This window comes from Gluconacetobacter johannae, from assembly GCF_014174305.1.
GTDB lineage: Bacteria > Pseudomonadota > Alphaproteobacteria > Acetobacterales > Acetobacteraceae > Gluconacetobacter > Gluconacetobacter johannae.
Genome location: NZ_JABEQH010000002.1, coordinates 125,510 through 151,517 on the forward strand (window position 1 = coordinate 125,510; position 26,008 = coordinate 151,517).

Below are 26,008 nucleotides of genomic sequence, written 5' to 3' on the forward strand. Positions count from 1 at the left end.
TGAATCATGATCTGTCATGATATCCTGATGCACCTGACAGGAGAGGTGTCATGGGTAATCCGCAGCGTGAGAAATTTGCCACCCAGGTCGATCCGCAGATCCTGCAGGCGGTGCGCGATCTGGCCCGTAGCGAGGGACGGCAGCTTCAGGCCCTGGTCGATGAGGCGTTGGCCGATCTGATCGAGAAGCGGAAACGGCAGCGTCCGCGCGCGCATGTCATGGCCGCCTACCAGGCCAGCCATGACGCGTTCGCGCCGCTCTACCGGAAGCTGGCGGAGTGACGGACCATCTGGCCGTCACGGAAGTGCTGGCCATTCATGACGATCAGATTGCCCGCTATGGTGGCGCGGGCGGGGTACGGGACCTGGGCCTGCTGGAAGCGGCGCTCTTCCGGCCGCAGACCGGCTACTATGCCGACCTGATCGAGGAAGCGGCGGCGCTGTGGGAAAGCCTGTCGCAGAACCATCCCTTCATTGACGGCAACAAGCGCACCGCCTTTGCCGTGACCTGGACCTTCCTCGCCATCAACGGCGCGCGATGGACCGCCAGTGCCGGGGAAACGGAAGACTTCATGCTCGGCCTCTATGCCGCCGGAACATTCGATTTCGACCATCTCCATCCCTGGCTGCGGAATAAGGGCGCTGCGGGGGCGTTCTGATCGTATGCAGCCTCGTCCTTTTGCAAACCCCGGACTTCATGAAACGGACGGGATGCAAGGGCCGAGGCCTTTGCCGGGTTCGGGCGGCGCCCGACCTTCCGTGCCCGGACCGTTACGTGCGGGAGGCGACGAAGCGTTCCAGCCAGTGGATGGTGTACTCGCCTTTCTGGAATGCGGGGTCGTCCAGGATCTGGCGATGTAGCGGGATCACCGTCTTGACGCCTTCGATCACGAATTCGTCCAGCGCGCGGCGCATGCGCGCGATGGCTTCGGCGCGGGTCGGGGCGTGCACGATCAGCTTGCCGATCATGCTGTCGTAATAGGGCGGCACGCGGTAGCCGGTGTACAGCGCGCTGTCGATCCGCACGCCCAGGCCGCCCGGCGGGTGGAACATGGTGACGGTGCCCGGGGTCGGCAGGAAGGTCGCCGGGTCCTCGGCATTGATCCGGCATTCGATCGCATGGCCGGAAAAACGGATGTCCGACTGGTCGTAGCCCAGGGCCTGCCCGGCCGCGATACGGATCTGCTCGCGCACCAGGTCGACGTCGCAGACCATTTCGGTCACCGGATGTTCCACCTGCAGGCGGGTGTTCATCTCGATGAAGCAGAACTGCCCGTCCTGGTACAGGAATTCCAGCGTGCCGGCGTTGCGGTAGCCCAGCTTGCGTAGTGCCGCCGTGGCGGTGGCGCCGATGGCGTCGCGCTGCTCGGCCGTCAGGGCCGGCGACCCGGCTTCTTCCAGCAGCTTCTGGTGCCGCCGCTGCAACGAGCAGTCGCGCTCGCCGAAATGCACCACGTTGCCGTGGGAATCGGCCAGGATCTGCAGCTCGATATGCCGGGGGCGGTCCATGTATTTTTCGAGATAGACCTCGTCGTTACCGAAGGCCGTGCGGGCCTCGGTCCGCGCGACGCTCCAGGCCTCCTCCAGCTCGTCGGCGGTGTGCGCGACCTTCATGCCGCGCCCGCCGCCGCCTGCCGTCGCCTTGATAAGCACCGGATAGCCGACCTGCTCGGCCACCGCGCGGGCATCGTCCAGGCTGGCCAGCGCGCCGTCCGATCCGGGGACCAGCGGCACGCCCAGCGCCTTCATGGTGGTTTTGGCGGTGATCTTGTCGCCCATCATCCGGATATGGGCGCCGGTCGGCCCGATGAAGGCCAGGCCGTGGGCCTCGACCGTCTCGGCGAAATCGGCGTTTTCCGACAGGAAGCCGTAGCCCGGATGGATCGCGTCGGCGCCGGTGATGGTCGCGGCCGACAGGATGGCGGCGACGTTCAGGTACGAATCCCGCGTGGCCGGCGGCCCGATGCACACGGCCTCGTCGGCCAGGCGGACATGCATGGCGTCCGCGTCGGCGGTGGAATGGACCGCGACCGTGCGAATGCCCAGCTCGCGACACGCGCGCAGGACCCGCAGGGCGATTTCGCCGCGATTGGCGATGAGGATCTTGGCGAACATTACTCGATGATGGCCAGGGCTTCGCCGAATTCGACCGGATCGCCCGATGCCACCAGCAGCGCCTTCAGCGTGCCGGCGCGCGGGGCCTTGATCTGGTTGAAGGTCTTCATCGCCTCGATCAGCATCAGGGTCTGGCCGGCGGCGACCGTCTGGCCTTCGGTGACGAAGGCCGGGGCGCCGGGGTCCGGCGTCAGGTAGGCGATGCCGACCATCGGGCTGGTGACCGCGCCCGGATGCTTGGCCGGGTCGACGGGGGCGGCCGGGGCGGCGGCGACCGGGACCGCGACCGGGGCGGCGGCGGGCAGGGCATGGACCTGGCCGGCGGCGGCGCGGACGACGCGGATGCGGTTGTCCTTCTCCGCGATCTCGATCTCGGTCAGGCCGGTTTCGGTCAGGATTTCAGCCAATGCCCGAATGGCATCCGCGTCCACGAGCAGTCGGCTCATCGATCGTCCTCGTCCAGAATCATGTCTGTCATCGCCTGAAGCGCCAGCGCATACCCGCGCACCCCCAGCCCGCAGATGACGCCTGCGGCTGCGCGGGAGCAGTAGGTATGGTGGCGGAATTCCTCACGCCGATGAATGTTGGAGATATGCACCTCGATCACCGGCAGGTCGACGGCCAGCAGCGCGTCGAGCAGGGCGATCGAGGTATGGCCGTAGGCGGCCGGGTTGATGACGATGCCCCGCGCGCGGTTCCGGCATTCCTGGACCCACGACACCAGCTCGCCTTCGCCGTTGGTCTGGCGGAAGTCGATGGCCACATCCAGCCGTTCGGCGGCCTGGATGCAGATCTGCTCCACGTCGTCCAGGGTCGCCCGACCGTAGACGTCGGGCTGCCGCAGTCCGAGCATGTTGAGGTTGGGTCCGTTGAGGACCGCGATAAGAGGGCGCACCATTGTGACAGGCGCCGTAGCACGACCGTCATCCCGTTCCAAGAGAATGATCGCCGCCCCCGCCGCCCGCCCCCCGGCGACCTTGGGTGGGCCGTCGCGGCGGACGCCGGGCAAAGGGGGCCGATCGCAGGGTGCGGCGCACAATAATGATGACTGAAAATTGCCACATTCCACCCCGAAAACTCTGAATCGGCGACACTTATTCAAGGAAATGCCAGGACGCCGTCCGGTGGTGCCGCGCGGTGTGAGGCAGAAAATCCTTGAATTTCCGGTCCCGGGTTTATTGTATGGCTGTCGTTATTGGCGGATTGGCCGAACAGGATTGGGGAACGTGCTGGAACAGGATCGGAAGACGGGGCGGATACGATCGGGCGGCCGGCTGCTGGCGATGGTAGCGTGCCTGTTCGCCTTCGCGTCCACCGCCTGTGGCCGGGAAGCGACAGCCCCGGCGGAAAATAAGGCGCCCCTCGCCGCCGGTGCGGACGGGGCCGATGCCGATGCGACGGCCGGCCATCCGGTGACCGCCTGGGCGGCATCGGTCCGCGCGGCCCTGGCCCGGCGGTCCCACCGGCTGATGACCGCCAGCCGTTCGGCCCTGTCCTGGTCCGAACATGGGGTGGCAAGCTGGTATGGCCACCTGCGGCAAGTGCGTTCGACCTCCTCGGGCCGTCCGTTCGACCCGCATGCGCTGACCGCGGCGCACCCGACCCTGCCGATGGGCACGCGGGTGCTGGTGCGCTCGCAGGATACCGGCCGTTCGGTGGTGGTGACGGTCAATGACCGGGGGCCGTTCCTGCATCACCGCATCATCGACCTGTCCCCGGCCGCCGCCGCGCGGATCGGGATGCTGGATGCGGGCACCGCCCATGTCGTCATCGAACCCCTGACCGAGGTCGCGCAGGCCGAACCCGACGACACCAGCGCCGAGGCGATCGCCGCCGCCGAACCGGGCGCGCCACGCCGCCCCTGATGCGCCCGCTCAGCCGGCCGGATAGCCCCGCCGATGGCCCGCATCGTGGCCGCCGTTGCCGGGGCGCAGGTGCATTTCGGCCTCCAGCCCGGCATTCAGCTCCGCGCCCAGCAGGATCACGTAGGCGGTGACGAAGAACCACATCATCGTCGCCACCACCGCGCCCAGCGGACCGTAGGTGGCGTTGTAGCTGGCGATCGCGCTGACATAGTACGAAAACCCCACCGACGACACGATCCAGATCAGCGTGGCGGCGACCGATCCGGGCAGGATGCACACCCAGTGCGTGATGGCGCGGTCCGGGCTGAACCGATACAGCAGCGCGCAGGCCGCCAGCACGAACAGCAGCAGCAGCAGCGGGCCGCCCATCTGGACCAGCAGTTCGACCGACCAGGGCGGCGGCGCCATGCCCAGCCGGGCCGGGACGAAATCGATCAGCACCGGCAGGGCCACCAGCACCGCCAGCGCCATGACCGCGCCGCAGATGGCGCACAGCGTCATGCCGATCGCCATCAGCTGGAAGCGCAGGAAGCTGCGGGTTTCCTGCGTGTCATAGGCGATATTGACGGCCGAGATGATCGACCGCGTGGCCGCCGATGCCGACCACAGCGCCACGGCGGTCGATACGATCAGGTTCAGCGTCAGCGACGAATGGGACTGCGCGACCAGCGTGTGGATCCGCTCGCCGATCAGCGCGAAGGCCGAGGGCGGCAGCATCAGCCGCAGCATCTCCAGTTGCGGTTCCACGGTCTGCGGGTCGAACACCAGCCCGTAGATCGAGATCAGGGTGCTGATGGCGGGGAACAGCGACAGCGTGGCGTAGAACGCGCATCCCGCCGCCGCCAGCGTGATCTGATCGGACGACAGGTTACGCAGGATCCGCTGCAGGACCGGCTTCCAGATGCGGCGCAACGTATGGACCGAGGGCAGGCACGCCTCGGCGTCGGTCCCGGCGGCCGGATTCGGGGCAAGGCGGGGATCATCCGGCCGGGAAGTAATCAAGCGCGCTCCATGGGTCGGGTGTCGGGTTGGCGGCGGGCGGAGCCACGGCAAATCGCGTCGGGTGTGCCCTTCGCGCCAGCATGATGACATTCCTACCGAAAAACCTGCGGTCAGGTCGATTTTTCTGTTGCGTCGGGGGCGTATTGCCCTCATATGCGCTCCCCACGCAACAACGCACGTGCCACTGGCCCTCTGAGGTTACGCAACGACGTCAAGCGTTCTGGCAATCGGGATCCCCGCGTGGGGCCCAGTCTTGGTCGCTGGTCCGTTAGACCGTTTCGCAACTCCCGCCCGGCTTTGATCCGGATGGACGCTACAGAAGGGATTTGGGTGCGATGACCCCCAAAATCGCCCGTTTTCTGGCCGAACAGGCCCCCGCGACGCCATGCCTGGTCGTCGATGTCGACCGTGTCGAGGCCCGGTACCGCGCACTGCACGCGGCCCTGCCGCTGGCGCGCGTCTATTACGCCGTGAAGGCCAACCCGGCGATGGAGATCCTGCGCCGGCTGGTATCGCTCGGCTCGTCGTTCGACGCCGCGTCGGCCGAGGAAATTCGCCTGTGCCTGGCGGCCGGGGCGGACGCCGGGGCCATTTCCTTCGGCAACACCGTCAAGAAGGCCTCGGCCATTGCCGAAGCCCATCAGGCCGGCATCACCATGTTCGCCTTCGACAGCATCGAGGAACTGGAAAAGCTGGCCCGCCATGCCCCTGGCGCGCGGGTCTACTGCCGCCTGATCGTCGAGAACGAGGGCGCGGAATGGCCGCTGTCGCGCAAGTTCGGCACGACGCTGGACAGCGCGCGCGACCTGATGCTGCGCGCGCGGGACATGGGGCTGGACCCCTATGGCCTGTCGTTCCATGTCGGCAGCCAGCAGACCACGACCGACGCCTACGAAGCCGCGATCGCGCGCGTCGGCATGCTGTTCACCGACCTGGCCACGGCCGGGCTGGACCTCCGCATGGTCAACCTGGGGGGCGGCTTCCCGATCCGCTACCGCGAGGACGTGCCCGAGATCGACCGCTTCGCGCTGGCCATCAGCCACGCGATGACCGAACATTTCGGCAATGACCTGCCGGAAATGATCGTCGAGCCGGGGCGCTTCATCGTCGGCGACGCCGGCGTGGTGTCGACCGAGGTCGTGCTGGTCACCCGGCGCGGCCTGCCGGGCGACACGCGCTGGGTCTATCTGGACATCGGCCGGTTCGGCGGCCTGGCCGAGACCGAGGGCGAGTCGATCCGCTACGGTATCCGCACGCCCCATGACGGGTCGCCGACCGGACGGGTGGCGATCGCCGGCCCGACCTGCGACGGCGCCGACATCATGTATGAAAAGGCGCCCTACGCCCTGCCGCTGGACCTCGCCAGCGGCGACCGGATCGAACTGCTGTCCACCGGGGCGTATGTCTCGACCTACTGCTCGACCCGCTTCAACGGCTTCGCGCCGTTGAGCGAGCATTATATCTGACATGGCGGGGGTCGCGCGGTCCGGCAGGGTACGGTCCGGGCGGCTTCCGGCCCTGCTGGTGGTGCTGCCCGTCCTGCTGGCGCCCATCTCGGCCTCGGCGCGGGCGCATCTGCTGTCCGCGACGCCCGCGGCGGGCTCCGTCGTCGCCGCCGGGACCCTTGCCGTGTCATTGCATTTCGACGCGGCGCTCGATCCCGTGCGGTCGCGCATGATGCTGACCGGGCCGTCCGGCGCGCCCATGCTGATGATGGTGCCCCCGCCCACCGACGACCATGCGATTTCGACCACCGCCCCGGTCACCCCCGGATCGTACAAGCTGCACTGGCAGGTCTGGGAGCGGGACGGGCGGATGACGGAGGGCGACCTGCCGTTCTCCGTGGCGCCCTGATTAAAGTCGGGCTCTGTTCGAACCCGGCAGAAGCTACTCCACCGCCGCGCGCAACCCCGCCCCCGCCGCCAGCGGGCACAGCGGCAGTGCGGCGGCGAGGAACGCGCCCAGCAGTTCCAGGTCCGGCTGCCAGGGCAGGCCGGTCTGCGCCGCGTCCAGCGCCGCGGCGCCGAAGATCAGGGCCGGGGTGGCCAGCGGCAGGACCAGCAGCGGCAGCAGCACCCCGCCGCGCCGCGCCCCCAGCACGACCGACGCCGCCATGCCGCCGATCAGCGACAGCACCAGCGTGCCCAGCAGCAGCCCGGCCAGCAGCACCGGCAGCACGGGCACGGGCAGTCCCAGCATGATCGCCAGCGGCCCCGCCGCGAACAGCAGCGGCAGGCCCGTGGTCAGCCAGTGCGCCGCCATCTTGGCCAGCGCCACCAGCGCGGGCGGCAGGCCGGTCAGCATCAACTGGTCCAGCGATCCGTCCTCCAGTTCCGATCCGAACAGGCGGTCCAGCGGCAGCAGGGCGGCCAGCAGGGCGCAGACCCAGACGATGCCCGGCGCCATCCGGCGCAGCAGGTCGGGCGACGGGCCGAGCGCCAGCGGAAACAGCGCGCCCGCCAGGACGAAGAACAGCACGGCGCCCAGCGTGTCCGCCCCGTGCCGGACGGCCAGCCGCAGGTCGCGGCCCACGACCGCCAGGATCAGGGCGGGGATCTGCGGGCTCATGTCGCATCGTCCAGGCTTGTGCGCGCATCGTCGCGGGCCGCGTCGTTCGGATCGGGCAGGACCAGCGATTTCGGGTGCGCCAGCGGCAGAGGAACGTGGGTGGTTGCGATCACGATTCCGCCAGTGTCACGATGGGTGCGAAACAGCCCCTCCAGCAGCCCGATCGCGCGGCTGTCCAGCCCCAGGCTGGGTTCGTCCAGCAGCCATAGCGGCGCCCGCGCCAGCATCACCCGCGCCAGCGCCGCGCGGCGTTTCTGCCCCGCCGACAGCATCCGGGCCGGCAGGTCGGCCAGTCCCGAAAGGTCCAGAGCCGCCATGGCCTCATCCGGATCGGACCCGGCCGCGCGGGCCGCCAGCAACAGGTTTTCCCGCAGGGTCAGCCCCGCCTTCAGCGCGTCCTGGTGGCCCAGGTAGGCGACGCGGCCGGCGTGGGCCGTGCGGTCGGCCAGGGCGTCGATCCCTGCCCACAGCACATGGCCGCCTTCCGGTTTACGCAGTCCTGCCAGGACGCGCAGCAAGGTCGATTTTCCGGCGCCGTTCGGCCCGGTCAGCAGCAGCGCGTCACCGGCGTCCAGCGCCAGCCCGACTCCGTCGAGCACCAGCCGCTCCCCGCGGAAAACGGAGATATTTTCAACGTCCAGCAGCGGGCGGGCCAGGGGGGGAAAGGCAGAGATGACGATGCTCCTCGGATCGTTCGCGGCGGAACCGGTCCGGCGACGGAACGGGGTGTTCCCGCGTTCTTGTTACCGGGGCCAGCTTGTGTCGAAACCGGGTCCGGGTATGTTCTACCCCCGTTGGGAGATCAAGCCGGTTGTCCAGGTGGATCACACCGCCATCCGAATGTGGATGTCGTGCTTCAATTTGGATAATCCGTTGCTGACGCCTCGGAGGAAAAACCAATGAAGTCGGTTGGGCACGATTCACTTAAGACGGGCCGCGCGCTCGAAGTAGACGGCAAGACGTACCATTATTTCTCGATTCCCGAAGCGGAGAAGACGATCGGCGATGTCAGTCGTCTTCCGGTCAGCCTGAAGGTGCTGCTGGAAAACGTGCTGCGCTTCGAGGACGGGCGCTCGTACAGCGTCGATGACGCCAAGGCGATCGCCGCCTGGCTGCCGAAGGGTTGCAGCACGCAGGAGGTGCCGTTCAAGCCCGCGCGCATCCTGATGCAGGATTTCACCGGCGTTCCCGCCGTCGTCGATCTGGCGGCGATGCGCGACGGCATCCTGAAGCTGAAGGGCGACCCGCAGAAGGTGAACCCGCTGGTTCCCGTCAACCTCGTCATCGACCATTCGGTGATGGTGGACGTCGCCGGCACGCCCGAGGCGCTGCAGAAGAACGTCACCATCGAGTTCGAGCGCAATGGCGAGCGGTACGCCTTCCTGCGCTGGGGCCAGGAAGCGTTCGAGAATTTCTCGGTCGTGCCGCCCGGAACCGGCATCTGTCACCAGGTGAACCTGGAATACATCGCCCAGGCGGTGTGGACCGCGCAGGTCGGCGGCAAGGACTACGCCTACCCCGACACCCTGTACGGCACCGACAGCCACACCACGATGGTGAACGGCATGGGCGTGCTGGGCTGGGGCGTGGGCGGCATCGAGGCCGAGGCTGCGATGCTGGGCCAGCCCATCGCGATGCTGATCCCCGACGTCATCGGCTTCAAGCTGATCGGCAAGCTGCCCGAGGGCGCCACGGCGACCGACCTGGTGCTGACCGTCACGCAGATGCTGCGGAAGAAGGGCGTGGTCGGCAAGTTCGTCGAATTCTTCGGCCCGGCGCTCGATCACCTGCCGGTCGCCGACCGCGCGACGATCGCCAACATGGCCCCCGAATACGGCGCGACTTGCGGCTTCTTCCCCGTCGACGACCTGACGCTGGAGTATCTGCGCCAGACCGGCCGTGACGAACATCGCATCAAGCTGACGGCCGAGTATCTGAAGGCCCAGGGCATGTTCCGCACCGCCGAGACGGCCGAGCCGGTGTTCACCGACACGCTGGAACTGGACCTGTCGACCGTCGTGCCGTCGCTGGCCGGCCCGAAGCGTCCGCAGGACCGCGTGCCGTTGAACAACGCCACCAGCGCCTTCGAGACCGAGCTGACGGGCAGCCTGGGCGTCCCCGCCGCCGACGCGCACAAGAAGGCCAAGGTGGCCGGCACCAATTACGAGATCGGCCACGGCGACGTGGTGATCGCGGCCATCACCTCGTGCACCAACACGTCCAACCCGGCGGTGCTGATCGCGGCCGGCCTGGTCGCGAAGAAGGCCCGTGCGCTGGGCCTGAAGCCGAAGCCGTGGGTGAAGACGTCGCTGGCGCCGGGTTCGCAGGTCGTGACCGACTACCTGAACCGCGCCGGCCTGACGGAAGAACTCGACGCGATGGGCTTCAACACCGTCGGCTATGGCTGCACGACCTGCATCGGCAATTCCGGCCCGCTGGAAGACCATATCGTCGATGCGATCGAGGGCAACAAGCTGGTGGCGGTGTCGGTCCTGTCCGGCAACCGCAACTTCGAGGGCCGCATCTCGCCCAACGTGCGCGCCAACTACCTGGCCAGCCCGCCGCTGGTGGTCGCGTACTCGCTGCTGGGCACGATGCGCGAGGACATCACCACCGTGTCGCTGGGCACCTCCAAGGACGGCAAGCCGGTGTACCTGAAGGACATCTGGCCCACGAACAAGGAGATCGCGGACCTGATCGGTTCCTCCATCACGCGTGAGGAATTCATCAACCGCTACAGCCAGATCAGCAAGGGCACCAAGGAATGGCAGGCCCTGAAGGTCGCGACCGGGTCCGAGACCTACAAGTGGGATCCGACCTCGACCTACGTGCAGGACCCGCCGTACTTCCAGGACATCACGCCGGAGCCAAAGCCGAAGGGCGACATCGTCGGCGCGCGCGTCCTGGCGCTGCTGGGTGACAACATCACCACCGACCACATCTCGCCGGCCGGCGCGATCAAGGAAAGCGCGCCCGCGGGCGTCTACCTGAAGGAACATCAGGTTTCCAAGGCGGACTTCAACTCCTACGGGTCGCGTCGCGGCAACGACCGCATCATGGTGCGCGGCACGTTCGCCAACATCCGCATCAAGAACGAGATGCTGCCGGGCACCGAAGGGGGCCTGTCCAAGCACTTCCCCGACGGGAAGGAAGGCTCGATCTACGATGTGGCGATGGCGTACAAGCAGGAAGGCGTGCCGCTGATCGTCTTCGGCGGCAAGGAATACGGCATGGGGTCGTCGCGCGACTGGGCGGCGAAGGGCACCCTGCTGCTGGGCGTTCGCGCCGTGGTCGCCGAAAGCTTCGAGCGCATCCATCGCTCCAATCTGGTCGGCATGGGCGTCCTGCCCCTGCTGTTCAAGGACGGCATGACGCGCAAGACGCTGAACCTGAAGGGTGACGAAGTCATCGACATCAAGGGCCTGGACGCCATCACGCCCCGCATGACGCTGACGATGTCGATCACCCGCGCCGACGGCACGACGGAAGAGGTGCCGCTGCTCTGCCGCGTCGATACGCTGGACGAGGTCGAGTATTACCGGCATGGTGGCATCCTCCAGTACGTCTTGCGTGGGATGACCAAAGCTGCCTGAGCCGCTTTTTTCTCTGTCTGACGATTACCGCGCCGGCCCGGATCATTCCGGGCCGGCGTTTTTTGCCGACCCCGTCGTGCGCGCCGAGCAGGTACGCAAGACCTTCGACGGGCACGAGGTGCTGCGCGGCATTTCGCTGTCGGTGACGCGCGGGGAACTGGTGTCGATCATCGGGCCTTCGGGCTGCGGGAAATCGACCTTCCTGCGCTGCCTCAATTTCCTTGAAATCCCCGACGGCGGCGCGGTCGCGATCGCCGACGTCGCCATCACCCGCGCCGGCGGCCGCTGGACCCGCGCGGACGAGGACGCGGCCCATCGCCTGCGCGCGCATGTCGGCATGGTGTTCCAGTCCTTCAACCTGTTTCCCCACCGCACCGTTCTGGACAACGTGATGCTGGCGCCCATGCGGGTGAAGCGCCTGCCCGCCGAGACGGCCCGGGCCGAGGCGCTGGCCCTGCTGGACAAGGTGGGCCTGTCGGCCATTGCCGCGCGCTATCCCGACACCCTGTCGGGTGGCCAGCAGCAGCGCGCCGCCATCGCCCGGGCGTTGGCGATGCGCCCGGACGTGATGCTGTACGACGAACCGACCTCGGCCCTCGATCCCGAACTGGCCGAGGAAGTCCTGTCCGTCATGCGGGCGCTGGACGAGGACGGCATGACCCAGATCGTGGTGACGCACGACATGCGCTTCGCCCGCGCGGCGTCGGACCGCGTCGTGTTCATGGAAGGCGGCGAGATCGTGGAGATCGACGACCCCGACATCCTGTACGTATCGCCGCAGGATGTGCGAACCCGTCGCTTCCTGAGGTCCGTCCTGTGAATGTCGGCCTGAAGATGTGGTTTGCCGGCGATCCGACGCGTGTTTCCTGCGCTCCGGGCCTCACGGCCGACAAGGCCGCTCCGCCCCGGTGCCCGGCAAAGCGCGTCTTCGGGCCGAAATTTATGGTTTTCGCGTGCCTGATGGCCATCCTGCTGGTGACAGGGCTTGCGGGCGCCGCCCGCGCGGCCCCCCTGCGCTGGGCGTCGGATGCCGAGGCGAACGTGCCGTTCGTCTTCCACGATCCGGCCGATCAATCGCGCCTGATCGGATATGAATATGACATCGCCCAGGCCATCGCCCGCCGCCTGGGCCGGCCGACCCAGTTCGTGCAGAACGATTGGGACGGGCTGATCCCCGGCCTGCAGCGCGGGCTGTACGACATGGTGATCGACGGGATCGAGATCACGCCGGAGCATGAGCAGGGCGTCGCGTTCAGCCATCCCTATTACGTGACGTCGGAACGCATCACCGTCCGGCGCGACCAGCAGGGTCTGGACACACTGGCGGCGCTGCATGGCCATGTCGTCGGCACGCTGAAGGACACGACGGCCGAGAGGATGCTCCAGGCCGATCCCAGCATCCGCATCCGGTCGTACGAGGAGGAGACCAACGCCTATACCGACCTGAAGAACGGGCGGCTGGATGCCGTGCTGCTGGACGGCACCATCTCGCTCTATTACGGCGCGCCGGACCCGGAGCTGAAGCTGGTGGGCGGGCCGATCGGGCGCATTTCCTACGGTATCGCCGTCGCCACCGGCAACACCGCCCTGCGCGACCAGGTGAACGGCGCGCTGGACGCGATGATGCGCGACGGCGAACTGCACCGGATCCTGGCGCGGTGGAAGTTATGGACGCCCGAAATGGCGGAGCTGACGGGCGATCGGGGCGCCTCCGACATCGCCCCCGACGCCTGGCGGCATTACATGGAGGCCACGGCGCCGCGTGCGGGATGGCGGGCGCGGCTGGCGCGCTATGTCGGCTTCCTGCCGCTGCTGCTGCACGGGGCGGTCCTGACCCTGGTGGTGTCGGCCTGCGCGATGGTGGTGGCGGTGGCATTGGGGCTGGCGCTGGCATTGGCGCGGCGCTACGGGCCGCGCTGGCTGGCCATGCTTGCGACGCTGTATGTCGAAATCGTGCGCGGCACGCCGCTGCTGATCCAGATCCTGTTCATCTTCTACGCCCTGCCGGGCGTGGGGCTGCGCCTGTCGCCCTTCGTCGCCGGCGTGCTGGCGCTGGGCATGAACTATGCGGCGTACGAGGCCGAGAATTACCGCGCCGGCCTGCAATCCGTCGCGCGCGGGCAGATCGAGGCCGCGCTGGCCCTGAACATGACGCACATGCAGGCCCTGCGCTTCGTCGTCGTGCCGCAGGCGGTGCGGATGGTCATCCCGATCATGACCAACGATTTCATTTCGCTGCTCAAGGATTCGTCGCTGGTCAGCGTCATCACCCTGACCGAACTCAGCCAGACCTATGTCCGGCTGTCCTCGACCTATTACGATTATTTCGGCACCGGCCTGCTGATCGGCGCGGCCTACCTGCTGCTGGGCCTGCCCTTCGTGCGCCTGGCGCGCATGGCCGAGGCCCGGTTCGTGACGGGACAGCGCCGCCCGGGCCATGGGGGGCACCCGTAATCATCCGGGCCGGCGGCGCGTGGCGAATGCGTCTGGCACATGTCGGCGCTGTTTTATGCTACATTGTGCATAAATGACCCAAAGTTTAGAACGGCGTTCAGTGAAATACTGAAAATCGGTGCCATGGACCTGCTTTCTGCCCTCCACAGTTTCGTCCGCGTTGCGGCGACGGGCTCATTTTCGGCGGTCTCCCGTGAAACCGGGGCCAGCCAGCCGACGATTTCCCGGCACATCGCGTTGCTCGAGACCCATTACGGCGCGACCCTGTTCGCCCGGACCACCCGCAGCCTGATGATGACCGAGGACGGGCGCAGCCTGCTGCCCCACGCCTACGAAGTCCTGGAAATCCTGGAAACCGCCGAAACCGCGCTGGGCCGCCGGCGGGCGTCGGTCTCGGGCCTGGTGCGGTTGGGCGTGACCACGGCGTTCGGCCTGTACATGACGGGCCGGCTGGGCGAACTGCTGGACAAGCATCCGGACCTGTCGGTCGAACTCATCATGCGCGACGGCTTCGGCGATCTGGTCGAGGAAGGGCTGGACCTGGCGGTACGCGTCGGCGAAATTGCCGAAGGGTCGCTGATCGCCCGCCGTCTGGGCACGGTCAAGCGCATCGCGGTGGCGTCGGGCGACTACCTGGCGCGGCGCGGCACGCCGGACCATCCGCGCGACCTGCTGGCCCATCCCTGCATCGCCTATACCTATGGCGGCACCCGGCACGACTGGCATTTCGAAGGCAATAACGAGGAAAGCGTGGTCGCCGCCAGCGGCCCCTTCCGCGCCAACAGCAGCGAGGCGGTGCTACAGGCCGTGGTCGCCGGCCTGGGAATCGGCCTGCTTCCGTCCTTCCAGGTGCACGAGGAAATCGCGGCCGGCCATCTGGTGCATCTGTTCCCCGAATGGTCGGTCCCCGACCTGCCTTTCTACGCCGTGCATACCGGTCCCCGCACCCTGCCGTTGCGTACCCGCACCGTGCTGGATTTCCTGATCGATATTTCGGACGTCCTGCGCCAGGCGTAAGGAAGGACGGGCTCTCCCCGAACCCGACCTTCTGCCCCGGGCAGCCGTCAGTCCGCGGCCATGACCGACGCCGGGTCGCGTGCGGCGCGTGCCAGCTCCGGCGCTCCGGCCGACAGGGTGCCGTGGAAGCCCCGGCGCAGCATCGTCGTCCAGCCGTCCATCCAGTCATTGGCCTGGCGCACGAAACGTTCGGCGCCGGGATTCTGTGGCAGAAGCTGCTTCATCCACTGGTCGGGCGGGGCCGGCAGGGTCATGGTGCCCTTGCGCGCGGGGCTCAGCAGGATGGTCACGTTCTCGATATTCGCGCCGTGGTCGGCGGCGATTTCGGCATAATCCCAGGTTGCGACCAGCATGACGTAGGGAATCGGGAAGCCCAGCACGTGCAGGCGGTTGAAGGCGGTCTGGATATCGATGCTGTCGCTCAGCGGCTGTCCCTCGATCTGGACATGGCCGGTAAACCAGCATTCCATCACCTTGGGGTCGGTCGTAATGACGCGCGACAGGTAGTTCCGGTCGTCGTGGCAGCCATTGTTCATGGCGTCGACGGTCGAAAGCGGCAGGGACTGCGTGCTGCCGCGCGCGATGATGACGCCGGTGACGACGCCGCCTTCGGCCCGTACCAGGACGTTGCTCAGCAATTCGCCGTGCGGGCCGCTTTGCGTCGTCAGCACCGGATGCCAGATCCCTGCCGGCAGCGGCAGGATGCGCCCCGCAAAGGGAATCGCCCCCGACAGGTCCGACGTGATCGGCGGGGCCGCGACCTGCGTGCCCCCCGGCCCGCCCGCCGCCGGCGCCCCGGCCCCGTCGGCCGACTGGCCCGGCGGTGCGTCCGGCGGCGCATCGGGCGCGGGCGCGGGGGCGGCGTCGGGCGCCGGCGCGGGTGGGGGCGTGCTGCGGCCCAGCGTCCGGTTGATCCGGTCGATGACGGGTTGCAGCGCCGGAATCGCCCGCGTCAGGTACGCCGGCGGATACAGCAGCGTCAGCGCCGTGAAGATCAGGATGGAAAACAGGCACGTGCGCCACAACGGCGCACGGTGCCACAGGCGGGAGGCAGCGGACATTCAGACGAACCGGGACAAGGGAATGGGGGGGACGGATCAGCGGGCGATCCGTGCCCGCTGTGCCTCGGCATCATTCGCGATTTCGGCGGTGACGCCGTTTTCGCCGGACACGACGCGCACCAGCTTGGCGCCCTGCTGCCGGGCGGAAATCAGCGAATCGCTCATCATGTCCTCGATCGAGCGGACCAGGTCGCGGGCGCTGGCGGCCGCGCCCATCCGGTTCTGCCGGCGCATGACCTCGAACAGCAGCGTCGGGTCGATGCCGCCGGTCTCGACCTTCAGGCCGTAGCTGTCGATCATCGCCTCGATCTCCAGCGCCGCGACGCGGGCGACATCCAGGCCGGTCAGCGACCGGAAGACGAAGATCCGGTCCAGGCGGTTCAGGACCTCGGGGGCGAAGCCGGCCTGGCGCAGGGCCTCGACCGACTCGGCGCGCATGCGGTCGGGCTCATCCGCCAGCCGGTCGGCGATTTCCGACAGGGCCTCGGTCGCGATGTTGGACGTCAGCACGAAGATGGACCGCACGGTCGAGACCTGCTGCCCGGTCGAGGCCTCGGTCACATGGCCGTCGTTCCACGCGGTCAGGAATTTCTTGAAGACGTCGGGATGCGCCTTCTCGATCTCGTCCAGCAGCACGACGGCATCGGGCTTTTCCTTCAGGCCGCCGGTCAGCTTGCCGAACGTGTCGGACCCGACATAGCCCTTGGGCGAGCCGAACAGCTGTGTCGCGGCGTGCGGCGAACTCATCTGCGTCATGTCGAAATGCAGCAGCGGCCGGTCCAGCAGCCGGGCCATCTGCTTGGCCAGGTAGGTCTTGCCGGTGCCCGGCGGGCCGGCCAGCAGGAAGATCCCCACCGGCTTGCCGCGTACCTGCAACGCCATCCGGCGGCGCAACTGGGCGGCGATGTCCTCGCACACCTGGTCCTGGCCGATGACGCGCGCGCGCATCCCGGCCGCCAGTTCCTCGGCGTCGATGACCGTTTCCCTGCGTTCCTGCGCCATCATCTCTTCCAGCGCGGTGCGGTTGGTCAGTCTGGCTAATACATCCATCATCCACCCCCGTCGGCGTCGGAGCCCCTTGCGTGCCAGCCGTTCGGCGCGGGTCTCGAACATCAGTCCCGCCAGGGCCAGAAGGCTGCTCCCGGCCGTCAGCACGGGAAAGGCCGGCCCACACCATTCCATGAAATGGGAAAGGCTGGCGAGTGAAAGATGCAGCGACGCCGCGGCCTGCAGGCTCGCCAGGATCAGGAAGATCACCATCATCACCGGCATCAGCCGGTTCAGGGCGGGCAGAAGCGCCTTCATTGGACGATCACATTCAGCACAAGCATCTCATCGCGATGGATGACGGGCAGCGGCGTCGGGCCCAGCACGGTGATCGCCCCTGGCGCCACCCCTGCCGGCCCCGGATCGGCGACCGGCATGATATCGACCTCGCCGGACATGCGGATCGGCAGCAGCACGACACGGGGCTGCGCGCCCAGCGGCACGGTCTGGGCGATGCCGCCCGAGCGTACGGTGACGACCCCGCCGGTCCCGGCCTCGTCATAGATGGGCATGCGTACCAGCCGGTATTCGCGGCGCCTGATGCCCGCCAGGACCGTCGCCTGCTGGTCCGGCGTCAGGCCCGATTGCAGCAACGCCTGGGGGGCATTGTCGGGCGACACCATGGCGAACTGCTCGACGGCGGTCAGGCTGTGGGCGGCGGCCGGCATGGCCCCGGCGGTGGCGTCGCTGACGGCGGGCGCCGGCGCGGGCCGGGGGGCCTCGTTCGCCATCCGGGCGCTGAAGCCCGCGGCGACGATCACGCCCGCCGCAAGCCCATACCACAGCGCCCGGCGGCTGCCGGGGCCGGACTCGTCCGGTGCGGGTCGTGTCGCGGGGTCTGGCGCCTGCGTCATGGCCCGCATCATGCGGGCGGCGGTGGCCGGCGTGCAAGTATCGAAAGGGGGATCTTATTGTAATGTAATGTGCCGCACACGGCCTTGTGCGACGGCCCCGCACCGGGACCTTGCGGTGCGGCGCGTTGTGGCCTATATCCGCACCATTCCTTCATCTTCCGCTTTTTTGGGGGGTGGCCTGACCGGCCGCCTTTTTTGTCTTGGACGAAGATCTGCCCTTCCTGACCGGCCTGGACGCCAAGCTGGCCGCCATCGTGGCGCCCGTCCTGGCGGACATGGGATTCGAACTGGTGCGGGTCGCGATCCTGGGTCGCGAAAGCCCGACGGTCCAGATCATGGCCGACCGCGCCGACGGCACGCTGATCCGCATCGAGGATTGCGAGCAGATCAGCCACGCGGTGGGCGCGGTCCTGGATGTCGAGGACCCGCTGCCCGGCATGTGGACGCTGGAAGTGTCCTCGGCGGGAATCGACCGCCCCCTGACGCGGGCGAAGGACTGGAACCGCTTTGCCGGTCATCTGGCGAAGGCCGAGGTGAATATCCCCATCAACGGCCGCAAGCGCTTTGCCGGCATCCTGCTGGGCGCCGAGGACGGCGTCGGGCGGCTGCGCCTGGATGACGGGACCGAGGCGGCGCTGCCGCTGTCGGACCTGCGAAAGGCGCGGCTGGTCCTGACGGATGAGCTGATCGCGGCCAGCGCCCATATGATGCGTGCGTCCGACGCCGCGGAGGCCGAGCCCTCCCCCGGAGCCGAAGCCCCGGAATCGACCCCGAAGCCCGGCCCCGCGCCGGTGCACAAGACCCACTGAGACGCCTTGGAGGCTCTGATGGATACGTCCGTTTCCCGTCCTGAACTGCTGCTGGTGGCCGATGCCGTCGCGCGCGAGAAGGCGATCGACCGGGAGGAGGTGCTGGAGGCGATGGAGCAGGCCATCCAGAAGGCCGGCCGCGCCAAGTACGGGCACGAAAAGGATATTCGCGCGACCATCGACCGCCGGACCGGCGACGTGCGCCTGTCCCGCTGGACCGAGGCCGTCGAGGTCGTGGAGAACGAGGAAACGCAGATCCCGCTCCATATCGCGCGCAAGTTCAAGCCCGAGATCCAGCTTGGCGAGCATCTGATCGACCCGCTGCCGCCGATCGATTTCGGCCGCATCGCCGCCCAGACCGCCAAGCAGGTGATCGTCCAGCGCGTGCGCGAATACGAGCGCAAGCGCCAGTACGACGAATTCAAGGACCGCGTGGGCGAGATCGTGAACGGCACCGTCAAGCGGACCGAGTACGGCAACCTGATGGTCGAGATCGGCAGTTCCGAGGCGCTGCTGCGCCGTGACGAGCTGATCGCGCGCGAAAGCTTCCGCAATTCCGACCGCGTGCGGGCCTATATCTATGACGTGCGCGACGAGCCGCGCGGCCCGCAGATCTTCCTGTCGCGCACCCATCCGGCGTTCCTGGCCAAGCTGTTCGCGCAGGAAGTGCCCGAGATCTATGACGGCATCATCGAGATCAAGGCCGTGGCCCGCGATCCCGGATCGCGCGCCAAGATGGCGGTGATTTCGCGCGACGCCTCGATCGACCCGGTCGGCGCCTGCGTCGGCATGCGCGGATCGCGCGTGCAGGCGGTGGTGCAGGAACTGCAGGGCGAGAAGATCGACATCATTCCCTGGAGCCCGCAGGCCGCGACCTTCGTGGTCAACGCGCTGGCGCCGGCCGAAGTCACCAAGGTGGTGATGGACGAGGAAGCCGGGCGGGTCGAGGTCGTGGTTCCCGACGAGCAGCTCAGCCTTGCGATCGGTCGGCGCGGGCAGAACGTCCGCCTGGCCAGCCAGCTGACCCGCTGGGACATCGACATCCTGACCGAGGCCGAGGAATCCGAGCGCCGGCAGGAAGAATTCCGCCGTCGCAGCAATTTGTTCGTCGAGGCGCTGGACGTGGATGACGTCATCGCCGGCCTGCTGGTGACCGAAGGATTCCATTCGATCGAGGAACTGGCCTACGCCGACGCCGACGAACTGGCCGAGATCGAAGGATTCGACGAGGACGTGGCCGGCGAGCTGGTCCGCCGCGCCGAGGGCTTCCTGGCCCGGCGCGAGGACGAGCTGGACGAAAAGCGCCGGGGCCTGGGCGTGTCGGACGACATCGCCGTGCTGGGTGTGTTCTCGAACCAGATGCTGGTCACCCTGGGCGAGAAGGGCGTGAAGACGCTGGACGACCTGGCCGACCTGGCGGGCGACGAACTGGTCGAGATGCTGGGCGGCGACGTGATCGACGAGGAAGCGGCGAACGAGATCATCATGGCCGCCCGCGCCCACTGGTTCGAGGGCGAGGAGGCCGCGCCGGCCGCCGCCACGAAGGAGGAGGCGTCCGACGCCTGATCGGCGCGCGATCGCACGGGACGGCATGGATCGGGACACAGGCATGGGCGGGGACCTGGACGTGAACCAGGAGATCGAGCGGGAGGAGGAGGACGAGCGCGGGCCGCTGCGGCGCTGCATCGTCACCCGTGACCGCGCGTCGCCCGAGACCATGGTGCGTTTCGTGGTCTCCCCGGACCGGGTTTTGACGCTTGATCTTTCCGCGCGTCTGCCCGGACGGGGAATCTGGTTGAGCGCGCGGCGGGATGTGCTAGAAACGGCCCGGACTCGGGGGGCGTTTGCACGTGCCGCCCGTGGACAGGTTGTCGTTCCACCCGATTTGGCCGATATCCTGGAAAGCGGACTTCTGCGCCGGATGATGGACACAGTGGGGCTTGCGCGGCGTGCCGGGCAGGTTGTCTGCGGCTTCGCCAAGGTGCGGGAATGGATTGCGGGCGGTCGCGCCGGTCTGGTCATCCAGGCCGAGGACGGCAGCCCGGACGAAAGGGCGAGGCTGTTGTCCGGCGCACGGGACCTTCCGGTTGTGGAAATTCCTACGGCGGCGGGTCTGGGGGCGGCATTCGGCCGCGACCATGTCGTGCATGCGGCGATGTCGCATGGCGAGCTGGCGCGGCGTTTCCGCGTCGATAATGAACGTTTTACGGGGCTGTCCGGCAGGACGGTCCCCGGTTCGGCGGACCGATCCGCCGGACGGGTGTGAACAGGCGGGTACATGAGCGAAGGCAACGATCAGGATCAGGGTAAGGGACGCTTGTCCCTGCGGCCGGCGGGCCGGAGGGAGGTCGGACGGACGGTCGATGGTGGCTCCGTGCGACAGAGTTTCAGCCATGGTCGTTCGAAGGTGGTTCAGGTCGAGGTGCGCAAGAAGCGCGGCCCCGGTCCGGCCCCCGCGGGCAGCGGCTCCGGTCCGTCCGGCGGCGGCAGGGCCGGCGGTCGGGGTGGCAGCGGCGGTGGTCGCGCGCTGACCGCGGCCGAACTCGCAACCCGCCAGCGCGTCCTCGATGAGCAGCGGGCCGAGGCCGTCCGCCGCGAACAGGAACGGCGCGAACAGGAAAAGATCATGATCCTGTCCGCCGCCGAAGAGGCGCGCCGGCGGGAGGAAGACGCCCGCCGCGCCGCCGAGGACGAGGCGCGCGCGCAGGAGGAAGCCCAGGCCGAGGCCCGCGCGCAGGAAGCCGAGCGCCGTGCGGCGCAGGCTGCCGGCCGGCCCGAGCCCGAGCCCGAACCCGCCGTGGGCGGTCCGGTCGTGTCGGCGGTGCCGATTCCCGGCGCGGTCACCCTGGCCCCGCCGATGGAGCGCCTGCGCCCGCTGGCCGAACGCGCCATCATGCCGGCCCGTCCGGTCACGCCCAGCCGTCCGGCCGCGGCCCCGGCGCCGGCGGCGGCCCCCGGCGAGACCCTGCGCCTGCGTACCGGTCGCGCCGCGGAAGGCGACGACGACCGTCGCCCCGCGCGCCGTCCCGGCGGTAGCGTGGTCCCGCCCCGCAAGCCGTCGGCCTCGCCCAAGAAGGGTGGCGACAGCCGCCGTTCGGGCCGAATCGACGTCCAGGCGGCGATCGAGGGCGACGACGACAAGACCCGTTCGCTGGCGTCGGTTCGCCGCCAGCGCGAGCGTGAGCGCCGCCAGGCGGAACTGGAGCGCCTGCGCGCCGACCAGGTGCGCGTGGTGCGCGACGTCGTGCTGCCGGAAACCATCACGGTCCAGGAACTGGCCAACCGTATGGCGGCCCGCCAGGGTGAGGTCATCAAGGCCCTGATGAAGATGGGCGTGATGGCGACCGTGACCCAGTCGCTGGATGCCGACACCGCCGAACTGGTGGTGCAGGAATTCGGTCACCGTGTCCGCCGCGTCGCCGACAGCGATGTCGAGATCGGCATCGAGGGCATCGAGGACCTGCCCGAGGACCTGCGGCCGCGTCCGCCGGTCGTCACCGTCATGGGCCATGTCGACCACGGCAAGACCTCGCTGCTGGATGCGCTGCGTACCACCGACATCGCCGCGGCCGAGGCCGGCGGCATCACGCAGCATATCGGCGCCTACCAGGTCACGCTGGAATCCGGGGCGAAGATCACCTTCATCGACACCCCGGGCCACGAGGCGTTCACCGCCATGCGTGCCCGCGGCGCGTCGGTGACGGACGTGGTCGTGCTGGTCGTCGCGGCGGATGACGGCGTGATGCCGCAGACGATCGAGGCCATCAAGCACGCCAAGGCCGCCAACGCCCCGATCATCGTGGCGATCAACAAGTGCGACAAGCCGGGCGCCAACCCCGACCGCGTGCGCCAGGAACTGCTGTCGCACGAGATCGTGGTCGAGGAGATGGGCGGCGAGACCCAGGATGTCGAAGTCTCGGCGCTGAAGCGCACCGGGCTGGACAAGCTGGAAGAAGCCATCCTGCTGCAGTCGGAAATCCTGGACCTGCGGGTCAATCCCGACCGCGTGGCCGAAGGCTCGGTGATCGAAAGCCGCCTGGACCGTGGACGCGGCCCGGTGGCGACGATCCTGGTCCAGAAGGGCACGCTGCGGCGCGGCGACATCGTGGTGGCGGGGGCCGAGTGGGGCCGCGTCCGCGCGATGCTGGACGACCGCAACCGCCAGATCCAGGAAGCTGGTCCCTCGACCCCGGTCGAGGTGCTGGGCATCACCGGGGTCCCCGGCGCCGGCGAACCCTTCGTGGTGGTGGAAAACGAGAATCGCGCCCGCGAAATCTCGGAATTCCGCCAGCGCGTCATCAAGGACCGCATGGCCGCCGGCCAGACCGCGGCGCGCGGCACGCTGGACCAGATGCTCGCCCGCATCCAGGCCGGCGCGCAGAAGGAAGTCGCCGTCCTGATTAAGGCCGACGTCCAGGGGTCGGCCGAGGCGCTGCAGACCACGGTGCTGAAGCTGGAGCATGAGGAGGTCAAGGTCCGCGTGCTGACGGCCGGCGTCGGCCAGATCACCGAAAGCGACGTGCAGCTGGCCAAGGCGTCGGATGCGATCATCATCGCCTTCAACGTCCGCGCCACGACCCAGGCCCGCGAACTCGCCCAGCGCGAGGGCGTGGACATCCGCTACTACTCGATCATCTATCAGGTGGCGGACGACGTCGAACAACTGGTCAAGGGCAAGGTGGCGCCGAAGCACCGCGAGAAGTTCCTCGGCTATGCCGAGATCCGCAAGGTGTTCGACATCACCAAGGTGGGCAAGGTCGCCGGTTGCTACGTCACCGAAGGCGTGGTCAAGCGCGGTTGCGGCGTGCGCCTGCTGCGCGACAACGTCGTGGTCCACCAGGGCGAACTCAGCCAGCTCAAGCGCTTCAAGGACGATGTGAAGGAAGTGGCGCGCGGCTACGAATGCGGCCTCTCCTTCGCCGGCTACAACGACCTGCGCGAAGGCGACATGGTCGAGTGCTACGAAATGGAGCTCGTCCCTGCATGAGCCGCAATCCCACACGCGGGAAGGTGACTACGGCGGGGCCGGCGGGGAAACTCGCCGGCCACGCTGCTTCCGGGCCCTCGCAGCGTCAGCTTCGCGTGGCGGAGGAAGTGCGGCGCGTGCTGGCGGACCTGTTCGCCCGCACCGAATTTCGCGACCCCGACCTGTCGGACGCCCGCATCACGGTGACCGAGGTCCGGATTTCCCCCGACCTCAAGCATGCCACCGCGTTCGTCGCCCGGCTGGGCCGCAGCGACGTCGAATCGCTGTTGCCGGCGCTGAAACGCGCGGCGCCGTTCCTGCGGTCGCGCCTGTCCTCGGGCGTGCGCCTGCGCCAGGTGCCGGAAATCCATTTCCAGCCGGACACCGCGCTGGATTACGCCATGGAAGTCGACGCGCTGCTGAAGCAGCCGGACGTCGCCCGCGACCTCGACTGACGGACCCCTCCTGCGATGGGATGGTGTCCTGTGTCAGGGAAGGTCGGGCGTTGCCCGAACCCACCAGGGCCTGAGGCCCTGGACCCCGATCGTGGATCAACAGATTGGTTTCCAAAGGCGACTGCCTTTGGCGGGTTTCAGGGCAGAGCCCTGATGTGTCATACCAAAGCTGACGGTTGAGACCGTTGCTCGCTCCGGCCCCACCGGCTATCGTTGAAGTGACCAGGGAGTTTTCGAAATGATCCAGCGTCACCGCTAAGGCGGCAAGACATTCGCATGCGGGGCAACTCGCCGGCTGGTCTCTATTTCGAGAATATCATGCAAAGACTGAATGGAAAGACATGCGTCGTTACCGGCGCTGCGCGCGGCATCGGCCGTGCGATTGCCGCCCGCTTCCACCATGAAGGCGGCATCGTCTTCGTCACCGATCTGGATGAAACCGCCGGCGCCGCGACAGCAGCGGAAATCGGGTGCCGGTTCGAAAAGCTCGACGTGCGGGAAGAGGCCGACTGGCTTCGGCTGGCCCAACGTGTTCCGATGGCCGACGTGGTGGTCAACAACGCCGGCGTGACGGGATTCGAGCAGGGGATGGTCGCCCACGACCCCGAACACGCCAGCCTTGCGGACTGGCGAGACGTTCATCGGGTCAATCTCGACGGGACGTTCCTCGGCTGCCGCTACGCGATCGGTGCGATGAAGGGGCAAGGCAGCGGCTCGATCATCAACATTTCGTCGCGCTCCGGCCTTGTCGGCATTCCGCTCGCCGCGGCCTATGCGTCGTCCAAGGCGGCCATTCGCAATCACAGCAAGACGGTTGCGCTCTACTGCGCGCAGCAGGGGTGGAAGATTCGATGCAATTCGATCCATCCTGCCGCGATACTGACGCCGATCTGGGAACCGATGCTCGGCACGGGACCGGACCGGGAAGCGAGGATGCGGGCGCTGGTTGCCGACACGCCACTCAAGCGGTTCGGCCTGCCCGATGAAGTGGCTGCGATTGCGGTCACTCTCGCCTCTGACGAAGCAACCTACGTGACGGGAACGGAAGTGAATATTGACGGGGGTCTGCTGGCTGGGTCCGTCGCGTCACCCGGCTGACAGGATGAGCCTTACGCTTAAGGACTGGATTTCAAAGGCAAGCCTTTGATGGGGGTTCAAGGGGCAAAGCCCCTTGGCGCACTGACCAGCATGGCCGGATTCCGTTCCACCGCGCGGACGGCGCGGTGCAGGGCGGGGCCGGCGGCGGCGATGTCGCGTTGGGCGGCCGCCAGGTCCGCGCGTGCAGGTGAGTGTGCGTCCGTCAGCGTGCACAGGTCGTCGCGTGTCTGTCGCGCCTCGGCCAGGGCGGCGCGGGATGAGGCGGCCAGGGCGTGGATGTCCGCGCCGCGCGCGTCGGCCTGCCGGCGGGCTGTGGCGGACATGTGGGCCAGGTTCGTCCGGGTTGTCGCCAGTTTGCGGCCCAGCCTGCGTTCCGTGCGATGCAGGGTGTTTCCCAGTGTGGTTGCGTCGGCGCGCAGGGCGTCCAGCCTGTCGCGCAGGGGCGGCAGGGTGGTGGACAGGTCCGCCGCGAGATGCCGGCCGTGGGCGACGGCCTGCCGGGCTTCGGCCGCCATGGCGTGGACCGGCAGGGTGGTCAGCGTGTGGCGCAGCACCTGCCAGGCGGACAGATGGGCCGGGATTTCCACCAGGGACGACAGGCCGGGATGATGGGGCGGGGGGCGCCGCGACGGGTCGGGCGCGGTGAAATCCAGGTCGATCCCGATGCGTCCGGTCACCACGCTCTGGCTATGCAATTCGGCCTCCAGCCCCTGCTCCACCAGATAGGCCACGGTGACGCGCCGTGGGGTGTGCGGCGCCAGGCGGATACGGTCGGGCTGGATGCGGATGGTCACCGGCACCACGACGCTGCTTCGCGCCGGGTCAACCAGGGCCGCGACCTGTTCGACGCGCCCCAGCGCCACCCCCCGGAAGGTGACGGGCGCGCCGGGGCCCAGGCCGGCGACCGGCGTATCGAAGACGATGACGGCGCGTTCGGTCCGGGCGGCGATGCCGAACTGCCCGATCGAACCCAGGATACCCAGCCCGATCGCCAGCCCGCCCGCGACGAACAAAGCGGTCGTTACCCGTCCCGCCCGGTCGGGCGGGCCCGGCGCGTGCGGGGATGTCGTCATGGGCGTGGTTTCCGGCCGGAGGGTGAGAGGAT

General features: G+C 68.2%; 25 protein-coding genes. 15 read left to right on the forward strand and 10 right to left on the reverse strand.

Annotated elements, in window-relative coordinates:
• The first annotated feature begins 50 nt into the window (after nt 1–50).
• On the forward strand, nt 51–281 hold the full coding sequence (locus HLH21_RS02110) for a hypothetical protein (RefSeq protein WP_182940583.1): 231 nt from the start codon (nt 51–53) through the stop codon (nt 279–281).
• Nucleotides 278–658 carry a type II toxin-antitoxin system death-on-curing family toxin gene (locus HLH21_RS02115; protein ID WP_182940585.1) on the forward strand — a complete coding sequence of 127 codons (381 nt, stop codon included), beginning with the start codon at nt 278–280 and terminating at the stop codon, nt 656–658. Before HLH21_RS02110 ends, HLH21_RS02115 begins: the two co-directional genes overlap by 4 nt.
• Before the next feature lie 112 nt (nt 659–770).
• On the opposite strand, the gene accC is transcribed toward HLH21_RS02115, so the two are convergent.
• From accC to aroQ, 3 genes are read right to left on the reverse strand one after another with little or no spacing between them, the layout of a single operon-like run.
• Nucleotides 771–2,114, reverse strand: a complete 1,344-nt coding sequence (gene accC / locus HLH21_RS02120; protein WP_182940587.1) for an acetyl-CoA carboxylase biotin carboxylase subunit — start codon at nt 2,112–2,114, stop codon at nt 771–773.
• Nucleotides 2,114–2,560: an acetyl-CoA carboxylase biotin carboxyl carrier protein gene (locus HLH21_RS02125; RefSeq protein WP_182940589.1), complete on the reverse strand. Its 447-nt coding sequence runs from the start codon at nt 2,558–2,560 to the stop codon at nt 2,114–2,116. Before HLH21_RS02125 ends, accC begins: the two co-directional genes overlap by 1 nt.
• Complete coding sequence (aroQ, locus tag HLH21_RS02130) at nt 2,557–3,012, reverse strand: type II 3-dehydroquinate dehydratase (protein WP_182940591.1); 456 nt, start codon at nt 3,010–3,012, stop codon at nt 2,557–2,559. Before aroQ ends, HLH21_RS02125 begins: the two co-directional genes overlap by 4 nt.
• A gap of 328 nt (nt 3,013–3,340) precedes the next feature.
• Here aroQ and HLH21_RS02135 point away from each other — a divergent pair, with 328 nt between their 5' ends.
• The gene (locus tag HLH21_RS02135; protein ID WP_264811856.1) at nt 3,341–3,979 is read left to right on the forward strand and encodes a septal ring lytic transglycosylase RlpA family protein; all 639 of its coding nucleotides are present in this window, start codon (nt 3,341–3,343) and stop codon (nt 3,977–3,979) included.
• 9 nt (nt 3,980–3,988) lie between these two features.
• Here the strand turns inward: HLH21_RS02135 and HLH21_RS02140 are convergent, their stop codons facing one another.
• On the reverse strand, nt 3,989–4,981 hold the full coding sequence (locus tag HLH21_RS02140; RefSeq protein ID WP_373319644.1) for a YihY/virulence factor BrkB family protein: 993 nt from the start codon (nt 4,979–4,981) through the stop codon (nt 3,989–3,991).
• 335 nt (nt 4,982–5,316) lie between these two features.
• Between HLH21_RS02140 and HLH21_RS02145 the strand changes: the two genes are divergently transcribed.
• Together HLH21_RS02145 and HLH21_RS02150 are read left to right on the forward strand one after the other, a co-directional pair.
• On the forward strand, nt 5,317–6,447 hold the full coding sequence (locus HLH21_RS02145) for a type III PLP-dependent enzyme (RefSeq protein WP_182940595.1): 1,131 nt from the start codon (nt 5,317–5,319) through the stop codon (nt 6,445–6,447).
• A 1-nt stretch (nt 6,448) separates the two neighbouring features.
• Nucleotides 6,449–6,835 carry a copper resistance CopC family protein gene (locus HLH21_RS02150; protein ID WP_182940597.1) on the forward strand — a complete coding sequence of 129 codons (387 nt, stop codon included), beginning with the start codon at nt 6,449–6,451 and terminating at the stop codon, nt 6,833–6,835.
• 33 nt (nt 6,836–6,868) lie between these two features.
• Here HLH21_RS02150 and ccmB read toward each other — a convergent pair whose 3' ends face one another.
• Both ccmB and ccmA read right to left on the reverse strand, forming a co-directional pair.
• Nucleotides 6,869–7,549: a heme exporter protein CcmB gene (gene ccmB, locus HLH21_RS02155; RefSeq protein WP_182940599.1), complete on the reverse strand. Its 681-nt coding sequence runs from the start codon at nt 7,547–7,549 to the stop codon at nt 6,869–6,871.
• Nucleotides 7,546–8,193 (reverse strand): heme ABC exporter ATP-binding protein CcmA, encoded by a 648-nt coding sequence (gene ccmA, locus HLH21_RS02160; protein ID WP_182940813.1) that lies wholly within the window; start codon nt 8,191–8,193, stop codon nt 7,546–7,548. The genes ccmB and ccmA overlap by 4 nt, the downstream gene beginning before the upstream one ends.
• Nucleotides 8,194–8,448: 255 nt before the next feature.
• On the opposite strand from ccmA, the gene acnA reads away from it, so the two are divergent.
• From acnA to HLH21_RS02180, 4 genes are all read left to right on the forward strand, one after another.
• On the forward strand, nt 8,449–11,142 hold the full coding sequence (acnA, locus tag HLH21_RS02165) for an aconitate hydratase AcnA (RefSeq protein WP_182940601.1): 2,694 nt from the start codon (nt 8,449–8,451) through the stop codon (nt 11,140–11,142).
• 76 nt (nt 11,143–11,218) lie between these two features.
• On the forward strand, nt 11,219–11,962 hold the full coding sequence (locus tag HLH21_RS02170) for an amino acid ABC transporter ATP-binding protein (RefSeq protein WP_182940603.1): 744 nt from the start codon (nt 11,219–11,221) through the stop codon (nt 11,960–11,962).
• Nucleotides 11,963–12,084: 122 nt separating this feature from the next.
• Nucleotides 12,085–13,596 carry an ABC transporter substrate-binding protein/permease gene (locus HLH21_RS02175; RefSeq protein ID WP_373319643.1) on the forward strand — a complete coding sequence of 504 codons (1,512 nt, stop codon included), beginning with the start codon at nt 12,085–12,087 and terminating at the stop codon, nt 13,594–13,596.
• A 123-nt stretch (nt 13,597–13,719) separates the two neighbouring features.
• Nucleotides 13,720–14,613, forward strand: coding sequence for a LysR family transcriptional regulator (locus tag HLH21_RS02180; protein ID WP_182940605.1), 894 nt, complete (start codon nt 13,720–13,722; stop codon nt 14,611–14,613).
• Nucleotides 14,614–14,660: 47 nt separating this feature from the next.
• On the opposite strand, the gene HLH21_RS02185 is transcribed toward HLH21_RS02180, so the two are convergent.
• From HLH21_RS02185 to HLH21_RS02195, 3 genes are read right to left on the reverse strand one after another with little or no spacing between them, the layout of a single operon-like run.
• The gene (locus HLH21_RS02185) at nt 14,661–15,674 is read right to left on the reverse strand and encodes a hypothetical protein (protein ID WP_182940607.1); all 1,014 of its coding nucleotides are present in this window, start codon (nt 15,672–15,674) and stop codon (nt 14,661–14,663) included.
• A 36-nt stretch (nt 15,675–15,710) separates the two neighbouring features.
• Nucleotides 15,711–16,979 (reverse strand): AAA family ATPase, encoded by a 1,269-nt coding sequence (locus HLH21_RS02190; RefSeq protein ID WP_182940609.1) that lies wholly within the window; start codon nt 16,977–16,979, stop codon nt 15,711–15,713.
• Nucleotides 16,976–17,575, reverse strand: a complete 600-nt coding sequence (locus HLH21_RS02195; RefSeq protein WP_182940611.1) for a hypothetical protein — start codon at nt 17,573–17,575, stop codon at nt 16,976–16,978. Before HLH21_RS02195 ends, HLH21_RS02190 begins: the two co-directional genes overlap by 4 nt.
• A gap of 200 nt (nt 17,576–17,775) precedes the next feature.
• Here HLH21_RS02195 and rimP point away from each other — a divergent pair, with 200 nt between their 5' ends.
• The 6 genes from rimP (at nt 17,776) to HLH21_RS02225 (ending at nt 24,903) form a co-directional block, all read left to right on the forward strand.
• Entirely contained in the window at nt 17,776–18,384 is a 609-nt protein-coding gene (rimP, locus tag HLH21_RS02200; RefSeq protein ID WP_182940613.1) for a ribosome maturation factor RimP, read from the forward strand.
• An 18-nt stretch (nt 18,385–18,402) separates the two neighbouring features.
• On the forward strand, nt 18,403–19,950 hold the full coding sequence (nusA, locus tag HLH21_RS02205) for a transcription termination factor NusA (protein WP_182940615.1): 1,548 nt from the start codon (nt 18,403–18,405) through the stop codon (nt 19,948–19,950).
• A gap of 25 nt (nt 19,951–19,975) precedes the next feature.
• Nucleotides 19,976–20,650, forward strand: coding sequence for an RNA-binding protein (locus tag HLH21_RS02210; protein ID WP_246379055.1), 675 nt, complete (start codon nt 19,976–19,978; stop codon nt 20,648–20,650).
• A gap of 12 nt (nt 20,651–20,662) precedes the next feature.
• Entirely contained in the window at nt 20,663–23,371 is a 2,709-nt protein-coding gene (gene infB, locus HLH21_RS02215; protein ID WP_182940617.1) for a translation initiation factor IF-2, read from the forward strand.
• Nucleotides 23,368–23,805: a 30S ribosome-binding factor RbfA gene (rbfA, locus tag HLH21_RS02220; RefSeq protein ID WP_182940619.1), complete on the forward strand. Its 438-nt coding sequence runs from the start codon at nt 23,368–23,370 to the stop codon at nt 23,803–23,805. The genes infB and rbfA overlap by 4 nt, the downstream gene beginning before the upstream one ends.
• A 276-nt stretch (nt 23,806–24,081) precedes the next feature.
• Nucleotides 24,082–24,903 (forward strand): SDR family oxidoreductase, encoded by an 822-nt coding sequence (locus HLH21_RS02225; protein ID WP_246379056.1) that lies wholly within the window; start codon nt 24,082–24,084, stop codon nt 24,901–24,903.
• A gap of 56 nt (nt 24,904–24,959) precedes the next feature.
• Here the strand turns inward: HLH21_RS02225 and HLH21_RS02230 are convergent, their stop codons facing one another.
• Nucleotides 24,960–25,976, reverse strand: a complete 1,017-nt coding sequence (locus tag HLH21_RS02230) for an MlaD family protein (RefSeq protein ID WP_182940621.1) — start codon at nt 25,974–25,976, stop codon at nt 24,960–24,962.
• Nucleotides 25,977–26,008: the final 32 nt, after the last annotated feature.

Bases quoted from the DNA above. Each gene is read 5' to 3' on its own strand.
- HLH21_RS02110 (WP_182940583.1), top strand. From the start codon at position 51: ATGGGTAATCCGCAGCGTGAGAAATTTGCCACCCAGGTCGATCCGCAG.
- accC (WP_182940587.1), bottom strand. From the start codon at position 2,114: ATGTTCGCCAAGATCCTCATCGCCAATCGCGGCGAAATCGCCCTGCGG.
- HLH21_RS02125 (WP_182940589.1), bottom strand. From the start codon at position 2,560: ATGAGCCGACTGCTCGTGGACGCGGATGCCATTCGGGCATTGGCTGAA.
- aroQ (WP_182940591.1), bottom strand. From the start codon at position 3,012: ATGGTGCGCCCTCTTATCGCGGTCCTCAACGGACCCAACCTCAACATG.
- HLH21_RS02145 (WP_182940595.1), top strand. From the start codon at position 5,317: ATGACCCCCAAAATCGCCCGTTTTCTGGCCGAACAGGCCCCCGCGACG.
- HLH21_RS02150 (WP_182940597.1), top strand. From the start codon at position 6,449: ATGGCGGGGGTCGCGCGGTCCGGCAGGGTACGGTCCGGGCGGCTTCCG.
- ccmB (WP_182940599.1), bottom strand. From the start codon at position 7,549: ATGAGCCCGCAGATCCCCGCCCTGATCCTGGCGGTCGTGGGCCGCGAC.
- acnA (WP_182940601.1), top strand. From the start codon at position 8,449: ATGAAGTCGGTTGGGCACGATTCACTTAAGACGGGCCGCGCGCTCGAA.
- HLH21_RS02175 (WP_373319643.1), top strand. From the start codon at position 12,085: ATGGTTTTCGCGTGCCTGATGGCCATCCTGCTGGTGACAGGGCTTGCG.
- HLH21_RS02180 (WP_182940605.1), top strand. From the start codon at position 13,720: ATGGACCTGCTTTCTGCCCTCCACAGTTTCGTCCGCGTTGCGGCGACG.
- HLH21_RS02185 (WP_182940607.1), bottom strand. From the start codon at position 15,674: ATGTCCGCTGCCTCCCGCCTGTGGCACCGTGCGCCGTTGTGGCGCACG.
- HLH21_RS02190 (WP_182940609.1), bottom strand. From the start codon at position 16,979: ATGAAGGCGCTTCTGCCCGCCCTGAACCGGCTGATGCCGGTGATGATG.
- HLH21_RS02195 (WP_182940611.1), bottom strand. From the start codon at position 17,575: ATGACGCAGGCGCCAGACCCCGCGACACGACCCGCACCGGACGAGTCC.
- nusA (WP_182940615.1), top strand. From the start codon at position 18,403: ATGGATACGTCCGTTTCCCGTCCTGAACTGCTGCTGGTGGCCGATGCC.
- HLH21_RS02210 (WP_246379055.1), top strand. From the start codon at position 19,976: ATGGATCGGGACACAGGCATGGGCGGGGACCTGGACGTGAACCAGGAG.
- infB (WP_182940617.1), top strand. From the start codon at position 20,663: ATGAGCGAAGGCAACGATCAGGATCAGGGTAAGGGACGCTTGTCCCTG.
- rbfA (WP_182940619.1), top strand. From the start codon at position 23,368: ATGAGCCGCAATCCCACACGCGGGAAGGTGACTACGGCGGGGCCGGCG.
- HLH21_RS02225 (WP_246379056.1), top strand. From the start codon at position 24,082: ATGCGGGGCAACTCGCCGGCTGGTCTCTATTTCGAGAATATCATGCAA.
- HLH21_RS02230 (WP_182940621.1), bottom strand. From the start codon at position 25,976: ATGACGACATCCCCGCACGCGCCGGGCCCGCCCGACCGGGCGGGACGG.